This window comes from Aeromicrobium sp. 50.2.37 (genome assembly GCF_024655735.1).
Taxonomy (GTDB): domain Bacteria; phylum Actinomycetota; class Actinomycetes; order Propionibacteriales; family Nocardioidaceae; genus Aeromicrobium.
This window is the reverse complement of the sequence record NZ_JANLGG010000032.1, coordinates 1-20,155: the sequence shown is the minus strand read 5'-3', so window position 1 is coordinate 20,155 and position 20,155 is coordinate 1. Positions and strand designations below refer to the sequence as shown.

The following is a 20,155-nucleotide window of genomic DNA, read 5'->3' as shown; positions in this document are numbered from 1 at the left end:
CCCACACCGGGAACAACACGCCGGGCGGGCGTGCTTGTCTACCTGCGTGACCTCCTCCGTCGACCTCGCTCCCGAGACCGCTTCCCCGTCGCCCCGTGCCACGCACGTCGGGGCGGCGATCGTCGCGCTCGCGCTCGGCGGGTTCGCGATCGGCACGACGGAGTTCGTGACGATGGGCCTGCTCAAGGAGATCGCCGTCGGCATCGACGAGTCGATCCCGACCACCGGGCACGTGATCACGGCCTACGCCTTCGGCGTGGTCGTGGGGGCTCCGATCATCGTGGCGCTCGGTGCGCGTCTCCCGCGCCGCGAGCTCGCCGTGGGGCTCATCCTGGCGCTCGGCGTGGGCAACGCCGTCACGGCGCTGGCGAGCGGCTACGTGCCCGTCCTCGCCGCCCGGTTCCTCGCGGGGCTCCCGCACGGCGCGTACTTCGGCGTGGCCTCGCTGCTCGCCGCCTCGCTCGTGCCGGCGCACCGACGCGGGCGTGCGGTCAGCCGGGTCATGCTCGGCCTGTCCGTCGCGACGGTCGCGGGCGTCCCCGCGGCCACGTGGCTCGGGCAGCAGCTCGGGTGGCGGGCCGCCTACTGGGCGGTCGTCGTCCTCGCCGTCCTCGCGGCCGCGATGATGCTGCTGTTCGTGCCGCACCAGCCGGGTGACCGCACGGCCAGCATGAGGGGCGAGCTGTCGGCCCTCAAGCGGCCCCAGGTGCTGTTCGCCGTCACGGCCGGCATGGTCGGCTTCGGCGGGCTGTTCGCCATGTACAGCTACGTGGCCCCGATCGTCACCGACGTCACGGGGCTCGCCGACGCGACGATCCCGTGGTTCCTGCTGGCGTTCGGCGTCGGCTCGGTGCTCGGCTCCTGGCTCGCCGGGCCCCTCGCCGACTGGGACGTGCCCCGGCTCGTGATCGGCGGGTTCATCGCGACGGTCGTCGTGCTCGTGGTCTTCCACCAAACCGCCGGCATGGCCGTCTGGGCTGCGCTCGGGATCTTCGCGATCGGTGCGCTCGGCAGCCTCGTGGCGATCGGCCTGCAGATCCGGCTCATGGACGCCGCGGGTGACGCGCAGATGCTGGGTGCCGCCCTGAACCACTCCGCGCTGAACATCGCCAACGGCCTGGGGGCCTGGCTCGGTGGCGTGGTCATCGCCGCCGGCTACGGCTACCGGGCCCCGAGCCTCGTCGGGGCGGGTCTGGCGATCGCCGGTCTGCTGATCTTCGTGGTGGGCCTGGTCGCCCAGCGCCGCAGCCGCGGCGCGGCACCGGAGACGTCGCCCGCGGGCGTCTAGCCCCTAGCCCCGAACCAGGGTCGTGGCGGTGGCGCGGGCCACGTCGGTGGTCCAGTCGGGCGACCGGAGCCGCATCGCGAGGTCGCCTGTCACGACCAGCAGCAGCTGCTCGCCCAGCTGGTCACCGCGCCGCGGATCGACGACACGCGCCAGGTCGACGAGACGGCCGCGCAGGTCGTCGGTCTCGCGACGCAGTGCCTCCGCGAGCTCCGCGGGCGGGTCGGCGTGCTCGGCGGCCGAGCCGAGGAAGGCGCACCAGCGCGAGCCGAGGGGCCCGGCCCGGAACGCGTCGAGGGCGTCGAACACCGCGAGGAGCCTGTCCTCGGGGGTCTCGTGCGCGGCGATCGCGCCGTCCCACGTCTCCAGCCAGGCACGGTGCCGGCGCTCGAGCGCCGCAGCGAGGAGCGCCTCCTTGCTGGCGTAGCCCCGGTAGAGGGTGGCGGCCGAGACGCCGGCGCGCTCGATGACGGCATCGATCGGGGTGGCTGCGACACCGTCCCGGAAGAACAGCTCGTCGGCGGCGTCGAGCAGCCGGGTCTCCGTGGAGGTGCGCAGGGGCATGGGGTCAGCCTAGACTCAGCAAAGTGAAACGTACGTTTTCGTTATCGGTCCTTCTCGTCCCCTCCGGTCTGGGTCTGGTGGCGGCCACCTACGGGCTGGTCCGCCTGGCGTCCGGGCTGTACCTGCCCGACGTCCAGGCCGATCTCGGCCTCGGGGTCGCCACCGCCGGCCTCGTCTCCAGCGGGGCCTCGGTCGTCTACTGCCTCGGGGCGCTCGCGGGGCTCCTCCTCGCCGCGAGGCACGCCCGCGCGCTCGTCGTCGCGGCGGCGGCCACCGCCGGTGGCGGTGCGGTCGGCATGGCACTGGCGCCCGACGTGCCGACGTTCGCGCTCCTCGCCGTCCTGGCGTCGGCGGGGGCGGGCCTCACCTCGCCGGCCATGGTCGCGCTGCTCCAGCAGGACCCGTCCACCCGTGCGCGTCCTGCCGCCCAGGCCGCCGTGAACTCCGGCACGGGCCCGGGCCTCGTGGCGGCCGGAGCACTGGCCCTGCTGCTCCTGCCGGACTGGCGTGCTGCATGGGCGTGGTCGGGTCTCTTCACGGTGCTCGTGGCCGGCGTCGTGCTCGCGTCGGCCAGGACCGTTGACCGGACGTCGCAGGGCCCGGCGAGCGGGGTGATGCCGGCGACCTGGTGGGTCGCCCACACCCGGGTGGTCGCGGCGGCCCTGCTGCTGGGGGCGGGCTCGGCAGCCGTCTGGAGCTACGGGAGGGCCATGCTCGTCGATGCGGGGACCGGTCGCACGGCGTCCGTGGTCGCCTGGGTGGCCGTGGGCGTCGGTGGCACGCTCGTGGTGGTCTCGAGCCGGAGGATGGAGCGGATCGGACCGCAGGCGTCGTGGGTCCTCACGGCGGGAGTCGTGGCTCTCGCGACGGCCGCGCTCGCGGTCCTGCCCGCCGTCACGCCGGTCGCTCTGGCGGCGTGCGCCGCGTTCGGGTGGGGATTCGTGGCCGCGTCGGGAGCGCTCATCGTCTGGACGATCGAGATCGACGAGGCCCGTGGTGCATCGGGCACGGCCCTGCTGTTCGTGGTGCTCGTCCTGGGACAGGCCGTCGGCTCCACGGTGGTCGGCGCGCTCGTCCCGGTCGCGGGGTACGCCGCGGCGTTCCTCGCCGCCGCGGGGGTCTGTGCGGTGGGCGGCCTGGTGGCGGTCCGTGCCCGGCGGGCCACGCCGGAGCAGCGGTCGAGCACCGCGCCCTCGGTGCGCTAGAGGGAGCCGGGCCGCGGGCGGAGCCACACGCGGTCGCCCTGGTGCAGACCCAGGGCGTTCGCGTCGGACCGGGTGAGGGTGACCAGGATCGGTGCGGGGTGTCGCGCGTCCTCCGGCGTGACCTCGAGACGCACCTCGAAGCCGATGCGCGTCCACCGGGTGATCGTGCCGACCGCGGTCGCGGCCTGCTCGTACCGCGAGATCTCGATGTCGTGCGGACGCACGAGGTGGTCGCCCAGGGTGGTGACGGGACCGAGGAAGGACAGCACGAAGTCGCTGGCCGGCTTGTCGTAGAGGTCGTCGGGCGTGCCGATCTGCTCGATGCGGCCCTCGTTGATGACGACGATGGAGTCAGCGACCTCGAGCGCCTCCTCCTGGTCGTGGGTCACGAAGACCGTGGTCACGTGCATCTCGTCGTGCAGGCGTCGGAGCCAGTCGCGCAGCTCCTTGCGCACCTTGGCGTCGAGCGCGCCGAACGGCTCGTCGAGCAGCAGCACCGACGGCTGGATGGCCAGGGCGCGGGCCAGGGCCATGCGCTGGCGCTGGCCTCCCGACAGCTGGGCCGGTCGGCGGTCGGCGAACTGCTCCAGGTGCACGAGCTGCAGCAGCTCGTCGACCTTGGCGTCGATCTCGTCCTTCGGCCGCTTGCGGATCTCGAGACCGAAGGCCACGTTGCGACGGACGCTGAGGTGCTTGAAGGCCGCATAGTGCTGGAAGACGAAGCCGACGTTGCGCTTCTGCACCGGCAGAGCCGTGGCGTTCACCCCTTCGATCTCGACCGACCCGGAGTCGGCCGACTCCAGGCCGGCGATGATGCGCAGCAGCGTGGTCTTGCCCCCGCCGCTCGGACCGAGCAGCGCGGTCAGCTGTCCCGTGGGGATGGCGAGGTCGACGTCGTCGAGCGCGACGAAGTCGCCGAACCTCTTGCTGACGCCTGCGACGTCGATGCTCATGGGTGCTTCTCCCGGGTCTGGGGACTGGATGGAGGACTAGTGGCGCTCGGCGCGCGAGCGCAGGACCTGGACGACGACGATGCACACGACGGACACGCTGGCGAGCAGGAACGCGATCGCGTAGGCGCCCTCGGCGTCGAAGTTGAGGTACTTCTCCTCGACCGCGAGCGTGGCCGTGCGCGTCTCTCCGAGGATGTTGCCGGAGACGACCTTGACCGCTCCGAACTCGCCGAGCGAGCGGGCGAGGGTGAGCACCACGCCGTAGACGACCGCCCAGCGGATGCCCGGCAGGGTGATCCGCCAGAACGTCTGCCAGGCGTTGGCGCCGAGGCTCCTGGCGGCCTGCTCCTGCTCGGTGCCGATCTCGCGGAGCACCGGCACGACCTCGCGGATCACGAGCGGCAGCGCCACGAACGCGGTCGCCAGCACGATGCCGGGGGTGGAGAAGATGATCTGGATGCCCCAGCCCTCGAGCGTGGGCCCGAACCAGCCGTCGCGGCCGCCGTACACGAGCACGAGCGCCAGGCCCACGACGATGGGCGAGACGGACAGCGGCAGGTCGAGCACGGCGCTCAGCAGGCGCTTGCCCGGGAACTCGGTGCGCACGAGCAGCATCGAGATGCCGACGCCGAACACGAGGTTGAGGGCCGTGGCGCACAGGGCTGCCACGGCGGTCAGCTGGAGGGCGGCCACCATGTCGGGGTCCTCGAACAGGCCGCGCAGCGAGTCGAGGCCGTTGGCGAACGTGTTGGTCACCACGAGCGCGACGGGCCACACCACGAGCAGGCCCAGGTAGACGATGGCGACGACGCGCAGCAGGTACGTGACCGGGCCGCGCGGGTGTCGGGTGAGGCGTGCGTCAGCCACGGTCGCTGATCCTCCTCTGCAGCAGGTCGAGCGCGACGATCGTCAGCAGCGAGACGAGCAGGAGCAGCGTCGCGATGGAGGCGGCGGCCGCCGGGTTGTCGTTCTCGACGGCGCCCAGGATCCGGACCGACGCGACCTCCGACGTGAAGGGCAGGTTGCCCGAGAGCAGCACGAGGGAGCCGTACTCGCCGACGCCACGGGCGAAGGACAGGGCAGCGCCCGCAGCGATGGCCGGCGCGAGGCCCGGCAGGATCACCCGGCGGAAGGTGGTGAACCGACTCGCGCCCAACGAGGCGGCAGCCTCCTCGACCTCGGGGTCGAGCTCCTCGAGCACCGGCTGCACCATGCGGACGACGAACGGGAGGGTGACGAAGAGGAAGGCGAGGTACACCGAGGCGCCGCTGTTGGCGACGTTGATGCCCAGGGGGCTCTCGTCGTTGCCGTACAGCGAGAGGAGCACCAGGCCGGCGACGATGGTCGGCAGCGCGAAGGGGATGTCGATGACCACCTCCAGGGCGGCCTTGCCGGGGAACCGGTCTCGCACCAGGACCCAGGCGATGATCGTGCCGACGACCACGTTCACGAGCGTGACGGCCGCGGCGGCCTGGAGCGTGATCGCGATCGCGGCCCGGGTCTGCTCGTTGGAGATCGCTCGCCAGAAGTTCGACCAGCCACCCTCGGAGGCCGTGACCACCACGGCACACAGCGGGATGAGCACGAGCAGGCTGAACCACAGCATCGCGATGCCGAGGCCGAGGCCCGACGTGCGCGTGAGGGTGCCCGGCAGGGCCGGCCGGAAGCGATCCGGCCGGCCCGTCGGGGGCGCGGGGCTGATGGTGCTGCTCATGGGGGAGTGGTCCGTGTCCTTCGTCGGTTACTGGGAGGCCTTGCCGGACTTCGTGATCGCCTCGGTCACGATGCCGATGGGGGCGCCGTCCTTGCCCTCGCCGAACAGCTCGTCCTTCACGCCGCCCCAGCCCGGGCCGCCGAAGTTGTTGGTGAGCGTCAGGAGGTTCTTCACGGCCGGGAACGGGTCGGCGGAGTCGGAGGCGCCCTTGATGTCGGAGGCCTCGAGCCCCACCGACGCGAGGTCGGCGGTGCCGGGCTCCTCGAGGTTCAGCGGACGGAAGCCCTTGAGCGCGAACTCGCGCTGGCCGGTCTCGCCCAGCACGAAGTCGAGCCACGGCTCGGCCGCCGGCGTGTGCTCGGTGAGGATCGCGCCTGGGTTCTCGATGAGCAGCGTCGTGTCCGGGACGACGTAGTCGAAGCCTTGGCCGTTCTGCGCGGCCAGGATCGCCTCGTTCTCGTACGCGAGCAACACGTCGCCCGTCCCGCCGAGGAAGCTCTGCGTCGCGTCGCGGCCGCTGTTGGTGAGCGAGACGACGTTGGCGAAGAGGTCGTCGACGAACTGGGTGGCCTCGGCCTTGCTGCCACCGTTCTCGGTGACGCTGCCCCAGGCGGCGAGGGCGTTCCAGCGGGCCGCGCCGGACGACGCGGGGTTGGCGGTCACGATCTCGACGCCGGGCTTCACGAGGTCGTCCCAGCCCTGGATGTTCTTCGGGTTGTCCTCACGGACGCCCAGCACCACGACGGAGGTCGACACGATGCCCTGGTTGGGGCCGTCGTCCCAGGTGTCCTCGACCAGACCGGCGTCCACGAGCCGTTCGACGTCGGTGGCGACGGACAGGTGCACGTAGTCGGCCTTCAGGCCGTCGACGACCGCGCGGCTCTGGTCGCCGGATGCGCCGTAGGAGGTCGTGAAGCGCACGTCCCTGCCCTCGGGGGTCTCCTCGAACGCCTCGGCGATCGCCTTGTTCGCTGCCTCGGGCACGGCGAAGCCGACGATGCGGACCGTCTCCTCGTTCCCACTGCCGCCGGAGCCGCACGCCGTCAGCGCCAGTGCGGCGGCCGCGGCGAGCGCGGTGGCGGTGAGTCGTCGGCGGGGGAAGGTCGTCATGGTCGTCCTCGGGTCGGGCACGTCTGCGTGGGGCGTGCGTCGGGACGACCGTAGGGAGGATTCCGGTCCGGGATGCGAGGTCTCAGCATCCGGACCTCGTGGCCGATGAGTGAGACGTTTGCCAGGTCCGGTGCGATGCGGACGGGTGGTGCTGCGACGAACGAGAACCGCGGCCCGTCACCCCCTGGATGCAACGGAACCGCGGCTCTTGGAACCAAGCCTAGGACTCCGCGCTTCACACAGCGCTCCCAACGGTGTGAAGATTGCATGTGAATCTCGCCTCATGTGCGAGCCGGCGCCATCGGGCCATCCGTCGGACACTCGGCGCTGCACGTGCCACGATCCCTGCATGACCGAGAGCCGGCGTTTCGCCGACGCCTTCAGCGACGCGCTCGACGCGCGCGGGGTCGGTCTGTCCTGGCTCAGGTCACGCCTGGCCGACCGGGGGCACGCGGTGTCGCTGGCGTCCCTGTCGTACTGGCGCTCCGGCCAGCGGGAGCCACAGAGGGAGATCTCGCTGGAGGCGCTCGTCGTCATCGAGGAGCTGCTCGGGCTCCACCAGGGAGCGCTGTCCTCACACCTGCGTCGCCGTGGGCGGACCGGACCGGCGCCGTTCGACGACCTGGTGGGCCTGGCCCGGCAGGTCGGCAGGGACCGTGGTCTGGTCGGTGAGGACGAGGTGGACCGCATCGCCTTCGACCTGGTCGTGGACGTCGATGCCGATCGTCGGATCAGCCAGGTCCGGGTGACGCAGGTCTTCGTGGCGGCCGTCGACGGTGCTGCCGGCGTCACCATGTTCGTGGCACCTGGCGTCGGCACGGGCAGCACGGAGTTCGAGGGACTGACCGACTTCGCCACGGACACCGTCATCCGCGCCGTCTCGGGCTGCTCCGTCGACGGCGTCGTCGACATCATCGACGGGATCAGCGCCGCACGCCTGAGGTTCGACCGACCCCTCGCGCTGGGGGAGTCGGTGGTGACCGAGATCGTCATGTGCCCGGTCACGGACGACTCGGCTCTCGACTCGGAGTGGGGTGCGGTGGCCGAGCAGCGCCTCGAGCAGTGCATGGTGTGGGTGCGCTTCCACCCCGACCAGCTGCCCAGCAGGTGCTGGGTCGGCTTCCAGGAGTCCGGGCTCGGCCACGAGTGGCCCGTGTCGCTCGCGGGAGCCACCGGGCTGCTGCACCGCCAGACGGACTTCGGTCCCGGGCTGTGCACCGCCCGATGGGAGTGGTGACCCGCCCGGCCGTCAGGCGAAGACGACGGTGCGGGGCCCGTTCATCAGCACCCGCGACTCGGCGTGCAGGCGCACGGCTCTCGAGAGCGTCTGGGCCTCGACGTCGCGGCCCACGCGGGCGAGGTCCGACGGGCTCATCCGGTGGTCCACCCGCTGGACGCCCTGCTCGATGATCGGCCCCTCGTCGAGGTCGGCCGTCACGTAGTGCGCGGTGGCGCCGATGAGCTTGACCCCGCGGTCGTGGGCCTGGTGGTAGGGCCGGGCGCCCTTGAAGCTCGGCAGGAAGCTGTGGTGGATGTTGATCGCCCGACCGGCGAGCGCGCGGCAGAGGTCGTCGCTGAGGATCTGCATGTAGCGCGCGAGCACCACGAGGTCGATGTCGAGCTCCTCGACCAGCTCCAGCACGCGGGCCTCGACGTCGGGCTTGGTCTCGCGGGTGACGGGCAGGTGGTGGAACGGCACGTCGTAGGACGAGGCCAGCCGCTCGAGGTCGCGGTGGTTGGACACCACGGCCGGGACCTCGATGTTCAGGCCGCCCGAGCTCTGCCGGTAGAGCAGGTCGTTGAGGCAGTGCCCCTCCTTGGACACGAGCACCAGCGTGCGGGCGGGGCGCTCGGCCTCGACCAGGCGGAAGTCCATCGCCAGCTCGGCCGCGACGGGGGCGAAGCCCTCCGTGAGCGCGCCGGCGTCGCGGCCGGGGCCGAAGTCGACGTGCAGGCGGAGGAAGAACTCGCCGTTCGCCCGGGTGCCGTCAGCGGGGTCGTCGCTGGGGTCCGTGTACTGCTGGGAGTCCAGGATGTTGCCGCCGGTCTCGTGGATCCACCGGGTGACGGCGAAGACGAGTCCGGGGCGGTCCGGGCACGACAGCGTCAGGACGTGGGTGCTGGTCACCTGCCGCAGTCTAGGCAGCGGGCGGCGTCGCCGGCTCCGCGGTCGCCCGAGCGCTCGCAGCAGCCTCCGGCGCGGCCCCCTGGTGCCGCGGCCTCTCGAAGAAGAGCACGACCACGAGCCCGACGACGAACGCGATGGTGGGCAGCCAGAACGCCTCGGACATGGCACGCGAGAACGCGTCGGCGACCTGCGCCGGCATCGCCCCGCCGCCCGCCGACTGGAACGCCGCGGCGTCGCCGTCGAGACCGTTGGCCGACAGCCGCGCACCGATCAGTGCGGCCACCGCCGCGCTGCCGAGCGCGGCGGCCACCTGTCGGGTCGTGTTGTAGACGCCCGCGCCCGCGCCGGCGGAGGCCAGGGGGAGGTTGCGGGTCGCGGTGGCGCTGAGCGGAGCCCAGAGGAAGGCGTTGGAGACGCCGAACAGGGCCATCGGCAGCAACAGCTGCCAGCCCGGTGTGGACGGGTCGACGAGCGAGCCGAGCCACCGCATGGCGACCGCCGCCGTGCCGAACCCGACGAGGGTGAGCAGGCGCGGGTGCACGCGGTCGGAGAGTCGGCCCACGATCGGCGACAGCACGATCAGCACGCCGGCCATGGGGGTGAGGAACAGGGCCGACTCCGTGGGGCTCCAGCCGCGTGCGCCCTGGGCGTAGAACATGAACGGCAGGCTCATCGCGGTGATCGCGAGCGACACCATGGCGATGCCGAGGTTGCCGACGGAGAAGTTGCGGTCGCGGAAGAGCGAGAGCGGCACGAGCGGCTCGGTGCGCACCCGGCTCTGCCAGACCACGAAGAGCCCGAGGACGAGGACGCCGACGCCGATGAGCAGCGGCACGCTGACCGGACCGGCGATGGTGCCCCAGTCGTACCGCTCGCCCTCCTGGATCCCGAACACGAGCAGGAACATGCCGGCCGCGCTCAGGGCCACGCCCAGCCAGTCGAAGCTGTGCGCGTGCGTCTCGAGGGTGGGCACGAGCCGCACCGCGAGCACGAACCCCACGATCCCGACCGGCACGTTGACGAAGAAGATCCACTCCCAGCCGGCCGCGTCGACGAGCACGCCGCCGAGGATCGGGCCGACCAGCGTCGCGACGCCCGCGGTCGCTCCCCACAGCGCCATGGCGCTGCCGCGCTTGGCGGCGGGGAAGGTGCGGGTGATGACCGACATGGTCTGCGGCGTGATGAGCGACGCGCCGATGCCCTGCACGACGCGCGCGGCGATGAGCCCGCCGATCGAGTCGGTGAGGCCGCACCAGAGCGAGGCGAGCGTGAAGATCGCGAGTCCGACGAGGTAGACCCGCTTGGGCCCGAACCGGTCGCCGAGCCGTCCGGTGACGAGCAGCGGCACGGCGTAGGCCAGCAGGTACGCGCTCGTGACCCAGATGCCGCTGTTGTAGTCGGTCTTCAGGTCCTCGATGATCGCCGGCGTCGCGACCGAGACGATCGTGTTGTCGACGAGGATCATGAAGAACCCGATGACCATGGCCCACAGCGCCGGCCAGGGGGAGGTCGCGGCGTCGGCGGGGGAGCGTGTCGGTTGGGTCACGCAACCAAGTGTGCAGGTCGACGCCGACGAAACCGCCGGCTCGTGGCGAAGGTCTCAGACCTCGTCGCGCAGGAGGTCGTAGGAGACCAGGTCGTCGACCGAGCCGTCACCGAGCAGCTCGGCCTCGCGCTCGACGCCGATGCGCCGGAAGCCCGCCCGCTCGGCCACCCGGTTGCTGGCTACGTTGCCGGCTGCTGCTCGCAGGCTGAGCCGGTGCAGGCCGAGCGGCTCGTGGCCGGGTCCGTCGTCGGTGAGGGCGTGGCGCACGGCCGCGCGGACCGCCTCGGTCATCAGGCCGCGACCCCGCGCGTCGGGGTGGGCCCAGTAGCCGACCTCGGCCGTCCCGGGGTTGGGTCCGTCGAGGTGCATGAGGGCGAGGTTCGCGACGAGCGCGTCGGTCTCGCGGTCGGCCACGGCCCAGGTGAGCTTGGACCCGGTGGCCGCCTGCCAGGTGCAGTCGGCCAGGTACGCGCGCGCGACGTCGAGCGTGTAGGGGCGCGGCAGGGTGTTCAACCAGTGGCCCGTGGTCTCGTCGCCGCACGCCTCGGCCACCCGGGCGGCGTCGGACTCCGCGAAGGGTCGCAGCCGCAATCGGTCCGTCTCGATCACGGGGGCGTCGAGCCAGCGCCCTCGTGGCACGGGGGCGTCGCCGAAGCGCAGCACCGCCGTCCAGGCGTCGATGGTGCGACCCCGCTCGTGCAGCAGCGCGGGCGAGGGGCCGACGAGCTGGAAGCCGCAGGCGTGCGCCACCCGCAGGGAGGCCTCGTTGCCGACGTGGGCCCGCCAGTGGACCGACTCCACCGCGCCCTCGGTGAACACGTGGTCGACGGCGAGGCGCACGGCCCGGGCCATCAGGCCCCGTCCGCGCGCCCAGGGGTGCAGGCTGAAGCCGAGGTCGGCGACCGGCCCGCCCCGGACGTCGACGTTGCCGGCGAACCGGGCCCGTCCGGAGTCGTCGGCGGCCTCGACCACCCACATCCGCGCCGTGCCCTGGTCCCACGCCTCGGCGCCGATCTGCAGCGCGAACGCCTCGCTCATCTCGAGCGTGTTGGGCACCGGGACCGCGGTCCAGCGCTGCATGTCGGGGTCCTGCGTCATCTCGTGCATCGGCGCGACGTCGGCGGGCGTCGCGGCGCGCAGGGTCACCACGCCGTCGGAGAGGACGGGCACGGACAGCGGCCAGCTCAGGGAGTCCATCGGTCGGTCGTGCTCAGACGGACTCGGCCCGGAACGGGTCGGCCGGGTAGACGCCGAGCACGCGGGTCTCGGTGGTGAAGAAGGTGAGCTCCTCGAGGGCGCGCGCCACGTGCGGGTCCTCCGGGTGGCCGTCGACCTCGGCGAGGAACTGGGTGGCGGTGAACTCGCCGCCCACCATGTAGCTCTCCAGCTTGGTCATGTTCACGCCGTTCGTGGCGAAACCGCCCAGGGCCTTGTAGAGGGCCGCGGGCAGGTTGCGCACGTTGAAGATGAACGTGGTGACGACCGGGGCCCCGCCGGGGGCGGGGACGGCGGGCTCCCGCGAGAGCTCCACGAAGCGGGTCGTGTTGTGGTCCTCGTCCTCGACGTCGCGGGCCAGGATCTCGAGTCCGTAGATCTGCGCGGCGAGCGGCGGGGCGATCGCCGCCTGGGTGACGTCGTGGGCCTCGGCGATCTCGCGTGCCGCGCCGGCGGTGTCGCCGGAGACGAGTGGCGTCCAGCCGTGCTGCTGGATGATCTTGCGGCACTGTCCGAGGGCGTGCACGTGGCTGTGGACCGTGCGCACGGTCTCGAGGGTGGTGCCGGGGACGCCCATGACCATGAACTGGATCCGCAGGAAGTGCTCGCCGACGATGTGCAGGCCCGACGTCGGTAGGAAGTGGTGGATGTCGGCCACCCGGCCCGCGATCGAGTTGTCGATCGGGATCATCGCGAGGTCGGCGTCACCACCGGTGACGGCCGCGAACACGTCCTCGAACGAGGCGCAGGCCACGGCCTCGGCGTCGGGGTGGTGCTGCTGGCAGACGATGTGGGAGTTCGCGCCGGGTTCCCCCTGGTACGCGATGCGGCGGACGGTCACCCCGACAGTGTTCCACCACGTGCGGGCTCGCTCGGCCCGGAGGGACCTCAGGCGGTGCGGTGGACCCCGTCGGCGGCTCGGACCGCGAAGACCTCGGGCGCCTTCCAGCCGAGGGCGTCGTAGCGCTGCTCCACGAGCTCGCGCACCGGACCCGCCTTGGCCTGCGGGACCAGGGCGATGGCCGAGCCGCCGAACCCCCCGCCGGTCATGCGGGCGCCGAGGGCGCCGGCCTCCAGGGCGGACTCGACCGCGACATCCAGCTCGGCGCAGCTGACCTCGAAGTCGTCGCGCAGGGAGGCGTGCGAGGCGGTGAGGACGGTCCCGAGCTGCTCCCAGTCCTGCTCGCGCAGCGTGCGTAGTGCGGCCTTGACGCGAGCCGTCTCGGTGAAGACGTGCTGCGTGCGACGCCGGAGCACGGGGTCGTCGAGCCGGACGAGCGCGTCGAGCCCGGCCTTCGCGAGGTGGTCGAGGCCCAGGGCCGACGCGGCCTCCTCGCACTGGGCGCGCCGCTCGGCGTACCCACCACCTCCGGAGGCGGCCACGTGCGAGTGATCCACGCCCGTGGAGATGACCAGCAGCGAGAGGTCGGCCGCAGCCACGTCGAAGGGAACGCGCTCGGGCTCGGCGTCGCCGAGCGGGTCGGTGACGACGGCCTGGCCCTCACGACCGAACGTGACGGCCAGCTGGTCCATGAGGCCGGTCGGCGCCCCCACGAAGTCGTTCTCGGCGCGCTGGGCGAGGCGGGCCGCCGCGAGCGGGGCCAGGTCGAGGCCGGCCAGGTCGGCGAGGGCGGACACGACCCCCACGGTGAGCGCGGCCGACGACGAGAGACCGGCACCGAGGGGCAGCGACGACTCGAGCACCAGGTCGCAGCCGGGCAGCGAGCCCCGGGAGCGCAGCGCCCACACCGCGCCCGCGGGATAGGCGGCCCACCCGTCCGCCGCGACGGCGCCGTCGCCCGGTGCGACGTCGACCGTGAACGCCGCGCGCTCGCGGCGACCGTCGGGCAGGGTGCTCCACACGTTGACCGCGTCGTCGTCACGGCGGCGCACCTTCAGGGTGAGGAAGCGGTCGATCGCGAACGGGACCGACGGGCCCCCGTTGTAGTCGAGGTGCTCCCCGATGAGGTTGACCCGACCCGGAACCTGCCACGTGCGTACGTCGTCCACGCGCCCGAGCCTAGGACCTGACCGGCAGAACCTCACTGGCAGAATGCACAGCATGTCCAGCAGCACCCGTCCCCGCTCGCTGTCCGGCATCCAGCCGACGGCCGAGTCGTTCCACTTCGGGAACTACCTCGGGGCGATCCGCCAGTGGGTGGGCCTGCAGGACGACCACGACGCCTTCTACTTCATCGCCGACCTCCACGCGCTCACGGTGCAGCCGGACCCGTCAGCCCTGAGGGCGCGGACCCACGCGTCGGCGGCGCAGCTCCTCGCGGCCGGCGTCGACCCCGAGCGGTCGGCGCTGTTCTGCCAGAGCCACGTGCCCGAGCACACGCAGCTGGCCTGGGTGTTCAACTGCCTCACGGGCTTCGGCGAGGCCGGTCGCATGACCCAGTTCAAGGACAAGAGCGCCAAGGGTGGCACCGACAAGTCCAGCGTCGGGCTGTTCACCTACCCGATCCTGCAGGCGGCCGACATCCTGCTCTACAACCCGCACCACGTGCCGGTGGGGGAGGACCAGCGCCAGCACCTGGAGCTCTCCCGCAACCTCGCGCAGCGGTTCAACCACCACTACGGCGAGACCTTCCGCCAGCCCGAGCCGTACATCCTCAAGGACGCCGCCAAGATCGGCGACCTGCAGGACCCCGCCGCGAAGATGAGCAAGTCCGGCTCCTCGCCCAACGGGATCGTCGACCTGCTCGACGACCCGAAGAAGGCGGCGAAGAAGATCCGCTCGGCCGTCACCGACTCCGGGGACGAGATCCGGTTCGACCCCGAGGGCAAGCCCGGCGTGTCCAACCTGCTCACCCTGTACTCGGCCGTGACCGGCGTGTCGGTCGACGACCTCGTCGCCGAGTTCGAGGGTCGCCAGTACGGGCACCTCAAGGTGGCCCTGGCGGACGTGGTGGCCGACTTCGTGGCCGGCTTCGGCGAGCGCACGCGGGCCTACCTGGACGACCCGGCGGAGCTGGACCGGGTGCTCGCCCGCGGTGCGGCGCGTGCGCGCGAGGTGGCCGGCCCCGTGGTGGCCGACGTGTACGACAAGGTCGGGCTCGTCCGCGGTGCCTGAGCGGGGCGAGTCGGGCGCGTCGCGCACGTTCGGGGTCGCGATCTCGGTCCCGGAGCCGCACGGCGAGGAGCTGCGCGCGCACCGGGCCGCGTTCGGCGATCCGCTCGCGGAACAGATCCCGAGCCACATCACGCTGCTGCCGCCCGACGTCGTGGCCGGTGACGAGCTCGACCGACTCGCCGAACGGCTCACCGAGGTGGCCGCCCGTACGGCCCCCTTCGACGTCGACCTCAAGGGCACGGGCACCTTCCGACCGGTCTCGCCCGTGGTCTTCGTGGCAGTCAGCCGAGGCATCTCCGAGGCCGAGCTGCTGGTCGCGAAGCTGCGCGAGGCCCTCGCGGCGCCGGAGCCGGAGTTCCCGTACCACCCTCACGTCACGGTCGCCCACCACCTCGACGACGCGGCGCTCGACCGTGCCTACGCCACGCTCGAGGACTTCGCCTGCACCTTCACGGTGGGCGAGATCGCGCTGTACCTCCACGAGCCGGACGCGGGGTGGTCGACGTACCTGTCCTTCCCGCTCACCGGCTCGCGGGACTGACCGCCGCCCGTCGTCGGACGAGCGTCAGCCGGGTTGCTGCAGCGAGAGCAGCAGCTCGTCGTGGAAGGCCAGCGCGGCGAGCTGGAGGGTGTCGCGACGATGGGCCAGGGCGATCTGGCGCGACAGGGAGGGGTTGCGCAGCGCCACAGGCCGCAGGCCCGGTCGGTTGGCCAGCACCATCTCGGGGACGACGGCGTAGCCGAGACCGGACTCCACGAACCGCAGGACCGACAGCATCTCGCCACCCTCGACGGAGATGTGCGGGGAGAAGCCGGCCTGCGCGCACGCCGTCAGCGTCGTCTCGCGCAGGTCGTAGCCGGTCCTGAACATGACGAGGGGCAGGTCCCGCAGGGCCGCGACGTCGACCGTGGACGGGAGCGCGTCGTCCGCGGTGTCGTCGGACGGCGCGGCGAGCACGAGCCGGTCGCGCCGCAGGGGCACCGTCTCGATGTCGGGTCGGGTCTCGGACAGCGGCGTGATGAGCAGGGCGAGGTCGAGCCGCCCCTGGGCCAGCTCGTGCGTGAGGACCCGCGAACCGCCCTCGTGGACCTCGAGCTCGATGAGCGGGTGGGTCTCGTGGAACCGGGTGAGGACCTCCGGCAGGAGCCCGTCGCAGATCGATGGCGTGGCGCCGAGCCGCACCCGTCCGCGCCGCAGGCCGGCGACCTCGTGCACCGCACGCTGTGCCGACTCGACGTCGATGAGGATCCGCTCGGCGTGGGGCAGGAGTGCCTCGCCGGCGCTGGTGAGCTCGATGCCGCCGGTCTGGCGGACGAACAGGGGTGTGCCCAGGGAGTTCTCCAGGACGCGGACCTGCTTGGAGAGGCTGGGCTGCGCCACGCCGACCAGCTCGGCCGCGCGCGTGAAGTTGCGCGTGCGCGCCACGGCGACGAAGTAGGAGAGCTGCTGGAACTGCACGGGCCGAGCCTACCTGCCGATAGCCGGAGGCTATGAAGGTTGCCCTCATCATGACTTAGCGCTCAGGTGGGCTTCAGGGTTACGGTGCGTGCGTGGCCACTACTCTGACTCGCGCGTCGGCGCGCAGGTCGACCGTCGTGCTGAAGTACACGATGGCCGTGTCCGGGCTGATCATGCTCGGCTACCTGCTCGTCCACATGTACGGCAACCTGAAGTTCTTCCAGGGCAAGGAGTACTTCGACTCCTACCTCGAGGGCCTGGAGAACATCTTCTACCCCTACCTGCCGCACGGCGGGGCGCTGTGGATCCTGCGGGTCGTGCTGCTCGTCGCGCTCGTCGCGCACGTGTACTGCGCGATCACGCTGTGGCGGCGCAACAAGGTCGCGGCCGGCTACACCGGCACGACGCGCTACCACTCCAAGCAGAACCGCACGGGCATCCAGCGCTCCTACGCCACGTTCACGATGCGCTGGGGCGGTGTGATCCTGCTGCTGTTCATCATCGGCCACCTCGCGCAGATGTTGCCGAACTGGCTGTCCCCGGGCGGCGCGTCCGACAGCAAGTACGAGCGCGTGGTCAACGGCTTCGAGATCTGGTGGGTCGTGCTGCTGTACACGATCGGCCTGGTCGCGGTCGGCTTCCACCTGTGGCACGGCTTCTGGAGCGCGCTCACCACGCTCGGCCAAAACCGCAGCAGCACCCGCAAGGACTCGACGATCACCATCGCGTCCTGGGTGCTGTCGGTGGTCATCGCCGGCGGCTTCCTCGTCGTCCCGTTCGCGATCTTCTTCTTCGGAGCTGGTTCCTGATGACCGACACCTTCACCCCCACCGGGGCGGCCGAGCAGTTCATCGAGCACGGCGACCCCATCGCCGACGCCAAGGCACCGAGCGGCCCCATCGAGCGTCGCTGGGAGCAGCGTCAGTTCGACGCCAAGCTGGTCAACGCCGCGAACCGACGCAAGATCAAGGTCATCGTCGTGGGCACCGGCCTGGCCGGCGCGTCCGCCGCGGCCACCCTCGGCGAGGCCGGCTACCACGTCACGAGCTTCTGCTACCAGGACAGCCCGCGTCGCGCCCACTCGATCGCCGCCCAGGGCGGCATCAACGCCGCGAAGAACTACCGCAACGACGGCGACTCGGTGTACCGGCTGTTCTACGACACGGTCAAGGGCGGCGACTTCCGCTCGCGCGAGTCCAACTCCTACCGCCTCGCGCAGGTGTCGGTGAACATCATCGACCAGTGCGTGGCGCAGGGCGTGCCGTTCGCGCGTGAGTACGGCGGCCTGCTCGACAACCGTTCCTTCGGCGGCGTGCAGGTCTCCCGCACGTTCTACGCCCGCGGCCAGACCGGCCAGCAGCTGCTGATCGGCGCCTACCAGGCGCTCGAGCGCCAGGTCGCCGCCGGCACGGTCGACGTGCACACCCGCCACGAGATGCTCGACCTCGTCATGGTCGACGGCAAGGCGCGCGGCGTCATCGTCCGCGACATGGTGACCGGCGAGATCGAGTCGCACACCGCCGACGCCGTCGTGCTGGCGAGCGGCGGCTACGGCAACGTCTACTTCCTGTCGACGAACGCCATGGGCTGCAACGTGACCGCCACCTGGCGCGCGCACCGTCGCGGCGCCTACTTCGGCAACCCCTGCTACACGCAGATCCACCCGACCTGCATCCCCGTCTCGGGCGACTACCAGTCCAAGCTCACGCTGATGAGCGAGTCGCTGCGCAACGACGGCCGCATCTGGGTGCCCAAGAAGGCCGGCGACGACCGCCACCCGCGCGACATCCCCGAGGACGAGCGCGACTACTACCTGGAGCGCATCTACCCGGCGTTCGGCAACCTGGTCCCGCGCGACATCGCCTCGCGCGCCGCCAAGTACCAGTGCGACGACGGCAAGGGCGTGGGTCCCGGGGGTCTCGGGGTCTACCTCGACTTCGCCGACGCGATCGAGCGCATGGGCCGCCCGGCGGTCGAGGCCAAGTACGGGAACCTGTTCGACATGTACGCCCGGATCACCGGCGAGGACCCGTACAACGAGCCGATGCGCATCTACCCGGCCGTGCACTACGTCATGGGCGGGCTGTGGGTCGACTACGACCTGCAGAGCAACCTCGAGGGCCTCTTCGTCACCGGCGAGGCGAACTTCTCCGACCAGGGCGCCAACCGACTCGGTGCCTCCGCGCTGATGCAGGGCCTGGCCGACGGCTACTTCGTGCTGCCGACCACGATCGCGAACTACCTCGCGGACGGCCCGTTCGAGCCCGTGGGCGACGACCACCCGGCCGTCACCGAGGCACGCGCAGCCGTCGAGGAGCGCATCTCCGCACTGCTGGCCGTCGACGGCAACCGCACCGTGGACAGCTACCACAAGGAGCTGGGCCACATCATGTGGGAGTACTGCGGCATGGAGCGCAGCGAGGAGGGCCTGATCAAGGCGATCGGCCTCATCCGCGAGCTGCGCGACGACTTCTGGAAGAACGTGAAGGTCACCGGCGAGGCCGAGGAGCTCAACCAGACGCTCGAGCGCGCCGGCCGGGTCGTCGACTTCTTCGAGCTCGGAGAGCTGATGTGCATCGACGCGCTGAACCGCGAGGAGTCGTGCGGCGGCCACTTCCGCGCCGAGAGCCAGACCGAGGACGGCGAGGCCCTGCGCCACGACGACCAGTTCGCCTACGTGGCGGCGTGGGAGTTCAACGGTGCCGAGGGCGGCCAGAAGCCGATCCTGCACAAGGAACCCCTCGAGTACGAGTACGTCGAGATGAAGGCTCGGTCCTACAAGTGAACGGGAGCTGCAAGTGAAGATCACCGTCAACGTCTGGCGTCAGAAGAACGCCGAGACGAAGGGCCAGATGGTCGGCTACGGGCTCGACGACGTCTCCGAGGACATGTCGTTCCTCGAGATGCTCGACGTGCTCAACGAGCAGCTGACGCTCGCCGGCGAGGAGCCGGTCGCCTTCGACCACGACTGCCGCGAGGGCATCTGCGGATCGTGCGGCGTGGTCATCAACGGCATCGCGCACGGTCCCGAGGTCACGACCACGTGCCAGCTGCACATGCGCTCGTTCAAGGACGGCGACGTCATCGACATCGAGCCGTGGCGGGCGGGCGCGTTCCCGATCGTGAAGGACCTCGTCGTCGACCGCGGGGCCTTCGACCGGATCATCCAGGCCGGCGGCTACATCAGCGTCAACACCGGCTCGGCCCCGGAGGCCAACAACCTCCCCGTGCCGAAGGAGGACGCCGACCACGCGTTCGCGGCGGCCACCTGCATCGGCTGCGGCGCCTGCGTGGCGGCCTGCCCGAACGGCTCGGCGATGCTGTTCACCGCGGCCAAGGTGACCCACCTCGGCCTGCTCCCGCAGGGTCAGCCCGAGCGCGAGTCCCGCGTGGTCGACATGGTCGCCCAGCACGACGCCGAGGGCTTCGGCTCCTGCACCAACATCGGTGAGTGCACGGCGGCCTGCCCCAAGGGCATCCCGCTCGACGTCATCTCGCGGCTGAACCGCGACCTCCTCGGCGCCCTCGCCGCCGGCAAGGCCTGAGCACGCTCCAGCGCCGACCCGACCGCCCGTCACCGTTTCGGTGGCGGGCGGTCGTGCGTGGTGGAGGCGGGGCTGCGTCGTGCGGTCGTCGTGGGGTGGGGGCCGCGTCGCCGCGATGGTGCTCGGGTCGGGGCTGCGTCGGTGGCGGTGGTGCTCGCGTCGGGGCTGCGCCTGCTCGGCCGGCGCCGGGGTCGGGCTCCGAAAGGGCCTCGACCGGGCGACTCCCAGCGGCTCGGCCGACCCTGCGGGCTGTCGTCCGGGCTGTTCCCTGCCATCGGTGGATCCTCCACCCCCCGGGGGCCCCTGACGGTGAGGATCCCCCGCCCCACGTGTCCCGGGGCGCTGATAGGTGGCT

General features: G+C 71.6%; 19 protein-coding genes. 8 read left to right on the top strand and 11 right to left on the bottom strand.

Going from position 1 to position 20,155, the window contains the following annotated elements:
* The first annotated feature begins 46 nt into the window (after positions 1-46).
* Positions 47-1,288 (top strand): MFS transporter, encoded by a 1,242-nt coding sequence (locus NUV38_RS14965; RefSeq protein ID WP_257729887.1) that lies wholly within the window; start codon positions 47-49, stop codon positions 1,286-1,288.
* Positions 1,289-1,291: 3 nt separating this feature from the next.
* Here the strand turns inward: NUV38_RS14965 and NUV38_RS14960 are convergent, their stop codons facing one another.
* Positions 1,292-1,849, bottom strand: a complete 558-nt coding sequence (locus NUV38_RS14960) for a TetR/AcrR family transcriptional regulator (RefSeq protein ID WP_257729886.1) — start codon at positions 1,847-1,849, stop codon at positions 1,292-1,294.
* 23 nt (positions 1,850-1,872) lie between these two features.
* Between NUV38_RS14960 and NUV38_RS14955 the strand changes: the two genes are divergently transcribed.
* A complete protein-coding gene (locus NUV38_RS14955) occupies positions 1,873-3,054 on the top strand; it encodes an MFS transporter (RefSeq protein ID WP_257729885.1) in 1,182 nt (393 codons plus the stop codon).
* On the opposite strand, the gene NUV38_RS14950 is transcribed toward NUV38_RS14955, so the two are convergent.
* The 4 genes from NUV38_RS14950 to NUV38_RS14935 are packed head-to-tail and all read right to left on the bottom strand — an operon-like array spanning position 3,051 to position 6,831.
* Positions 3,051-4,007, bottom strand: coding sequence for a sulfate/molybdate ABC transporter ATP-binding protein (locus NUV38_RS14950; protein ID WP_257729884.1), 957 nt, complete (start codon positions 4,005-4,007; stop codon positions 3,051-3,053). The two genes, NUV38_RS14955 and NUV38_RS14950, sit on opposite strands and share 4 nt — an antisense overlap.
* A 36-nt stretch (positions 4,008-4,043) precedes the next feature.
* Positions 4,044-4,874, bottom strand: coding sequence for a sulfate ABC transporter permease (locus NUV38_RS14945; protein WP_257729883.1), 831 nt, complete (start codon positions 4,872-4,874; stop codon positions 4,044-4,046).
* Positions 4,867-5,721, bottom strand: coding sequence for a sulfate ABC transporter permease subunit CysT (gene cysT, locus NUV38_RS14940; protein ID WP_257729882.1), 855 nt, complete (start codon positions 5,719-5,721; stop codon positions 4,867-4,869). The genes NUV38_RS14945 and cysT overlap by 8 nt, the downstream gene beginning before the upstream one ends.
* Positions 5,722-5,748: 27 nt before the next feature.
* Positions 5,749-6,831 (bottom strand): sulfate ABC transporter substrate-binding protein, encoded by a 1,083-nt coding sequence (locus NUV38_RS14935; RefSeq protein WP_257729881.1) that lies wholly within the window; start codon positions 6,829-6,831, stop codon positions 5,749-5,751.
* A gap of 349 nt (positions 6,832-7,180) precedes the next feature.
* On the opposite strand from NUV38_RS14935, the gene NUV38_RS14930 reads away from it, so the two are divergent.
* Complete coding sequence (locus NUV38_RS14930; protein WP_257729880.1) at positions 7,181-8,068, top strand: hypothetical protein; 888 nt, start codon at positions 7,181-7,183, stop codon at positions 8,066-8,068.
* A 12-nt stretch (positions 8,069-8,080) separates the two neighbouring features.
* Here NUV38_RS14930 and purU read toward each other — a convergent pair whose 3' ends face one another.
* Genes purU through galK form a run of 5 tightly spaced genes read right to left on the bottom strand, consistent with a single transcriptional unit; the run spans position 8,081 to position 13,730 of the window.
* On the bottom strand, positions 8,081-8,959 hold the full coding sequence (gene purU, locus NUV38_RS14925) for a formyltetrahydrofolate deformylase (RefSeq protein WP_257729879.1): 879 nt from the start codon (positions 8,957-8,959) through the stop codon (positions 8,081-8,083).
* Between the two features lie 10 nt (positions 8,960-8,969).
* Complete coding sequence (locus NUV38_RS14920; protein WP_257729878.1) at positions 8,970-10,505, bottom strand: DHA2 family efflux MFS transporter permease subunit; 1,536 nt, start codon at positions 10,503-10,505, stop codon at positions 8,970-8,972.
* A 54-nt stretch (positions 10,506-10,559) separates the two neighbouring features.
* Positions 10,560-11,702, bottom strand: coding sequence for a GNAT family N-acetyltransferase (locus NUV38_RS14915; protein WP_257729877.1), 1,143 nt, complete (start codon positions 11,700-11,702; stop codon positions 10,560-10,562).
* A gap of 13 nt (positions 11,703-11,715) precedes the next feature.
* Positions 11,716-12,561 (bottom strand): prephenate dehydratase, encoded by an 846-nt coding sequence (locus tag NUV38_RS14910; RefSeq protein ID WP_257729876.1) that lies wholly within the window; start codon positions 12,559-12,561, stop codon positions 11,716-11,718.
* A 47-nt stretch (positions 12,562-12,608) separates the two neighbouring features.
* Complete coding sequence (galK, locus tag NUV38_RS14905) at positions 12,609-13,730, bottom strand: galactokinase (RefSeq protein ID WP_257729875.1); 1,122 nt, start codon at positions 13,728-13,730, stop codon at positions 12,609-12,611.
* A 43-nt stretch (positions 13,731-13,773) separates the two neighbouring features.
* Here galK and trpS point away from each other — a divergent pair, with 43 nt between their 5' ends.
* Together trpS and NUV38_RS14895 are read left to right on the top strand one after the other, a co-directional pair.
* The gene (gene trpS, locus NUV38_RS14900; RefSeq protein WP_257729874.1) at positions 13,774-14,796 is read left to right on the top strand and encodes a tryptophan--tRNA ligase; all 1,023 of its coding nucleotides are present in this window, start codon (positions 13,774-13,776) and stop codon (positions 14,794-14,796) included.
* Positions 14,789-15,337 carry a 2'-5' RNA ligase family protein gene (locus NUV38_RS14895; RefSeq protein WP_257729873.1) on the top strand — a complete coding sequence of 183 codons (549 nt, stop codon included), beginning with the start codon at positions 14,789-14,791 and terminating at the stop codon, positions 15,335-15,337. The genes trpS and NUV38_RS14895 overlap by 8 nt, the downstream gene beginning before the upstream one ends.
* A gap of 24 nt (positions 15,338-15,361) precedes the next feature.
* Here the strand turns inward: NUV38_RS14895 and NUV38_RS14890 are convergent, their stop codons facing one another.
* Positions 15,362-16,255: a LysR family transcriptional regulator gene (locus NUV38_RS14890; protein ID WP_257729872.1), complete on the bottom strand. Its 894-nt coding sequence runs from the start codon at positions 16,253-16,255 to the stop codon at positions 15,362-15,364.
* 92 nt (positions 16,256-16,347) lie between these two features.
* Here NUV38_RS14890 and NUV38_RS14885 point away from each other — a divergent pair, with 92 nt between their 5' ends.
* The 3 genes from NUV38_RS14885 to NUV38_RS14875 are packed head-to-tail and all read left to right on the top strand — an operon-like array spanning position 16,348 to position 19,800.
* Entirely contained in the window at positions 16,348-17,064 is a 717-nt protein-coding gene (locus NUV38_RS14885; protein WP_257729871.1) for a succinate dehydrogenase cytochrome b subunit, read from the top strand.
* Positions 17,064-19,040, top strand: coding sequence for a fumarate reductase/succinate dehydrogenase flavoprotein subunit (locus NUV38_RS14880; protein WP_257729870.1), 1,977 nt, complete (start codon positions 17,064-17,066; stop codon positions 19,038-19,040). Before NUV38_RS14885 ends, NUV38_RS14880 begins: the two co-directional genes overlap by 1 nt.
* A 13-nt stretch (positions 19,041-19,053) precedes the next feature.
* Positions 19,054-19,800, top strand: a complete 747-nt coding sequence (locus tag NUV38_RS14875; protein ID WP_257729869.1) for a succinate dehydrogenase/fumarate reductase iron-sulfur subunit — start codon at positions 19,054-19,056, stop codon at positions 19,798-19,800.
* Positions 19,801-20,155: the final 355 nt, after the last annotated feature.

Bases quoted from the DNA above. Each gene is read 5' to 3' on its own strand.
- NUV38_RS14880 (WP_257729870.1), top strand. From the start codon at position 17,064: ATGACCGACACCTTCACCCCCACCGGGGCGGCCGAGCAGTTCATCGAG.
- trpS (WP_257729874.1), top strand. From the start codon at position 13,774: ATGCACAGCATGTCCAGCAGCACCCGTCCCCGCTCGCTGTCCGGCATC.
- cysT (WP_257729882.1), bottom strand. From the start codon at position 5,721: ATGAGCAGCACCATCAGCCCCGCGCCCCCGACGGGCCGGCCGGATCGC.
- NUV38_RS14950 (WP_257729884.1), bottom strand. From the start codon at position 4,007: ATGAGCATCGACGTCGCAGGCGTCAGCAAGAGGTTCGGCGACTTCGTC.
- NUV38_RS14930 (WP_257729880.1), top strand. From the start codon at position 7,181: ATGACCGAGAGCCGGCGTTTCGCCGACGCCTTCAGCGACGCGCTCGAC.
- NUV38_RS14935 (WP_257729881.1), bottom strand. From the start codon at position 6,831: ATGACGACCTTCCCCCGCCGACGACTCACCGCCACCGCGCTCGCCGCG.
- NUV38_RS14960 (WP_257729886.1), bottom strand. From the start codon at position 1,849: ATGCCCCTGCGCACCTCCACGGAGACCCGGCTGCTCGACGCCGCCGAC.
- NUV38_RS14915 (WP_257729877.1), bottom strand. From the start codon at position 11,702: ATGGACTCCCTGAGCTGGCCGCTGTCCGTGCCCGTCCTCTCCGACGGC.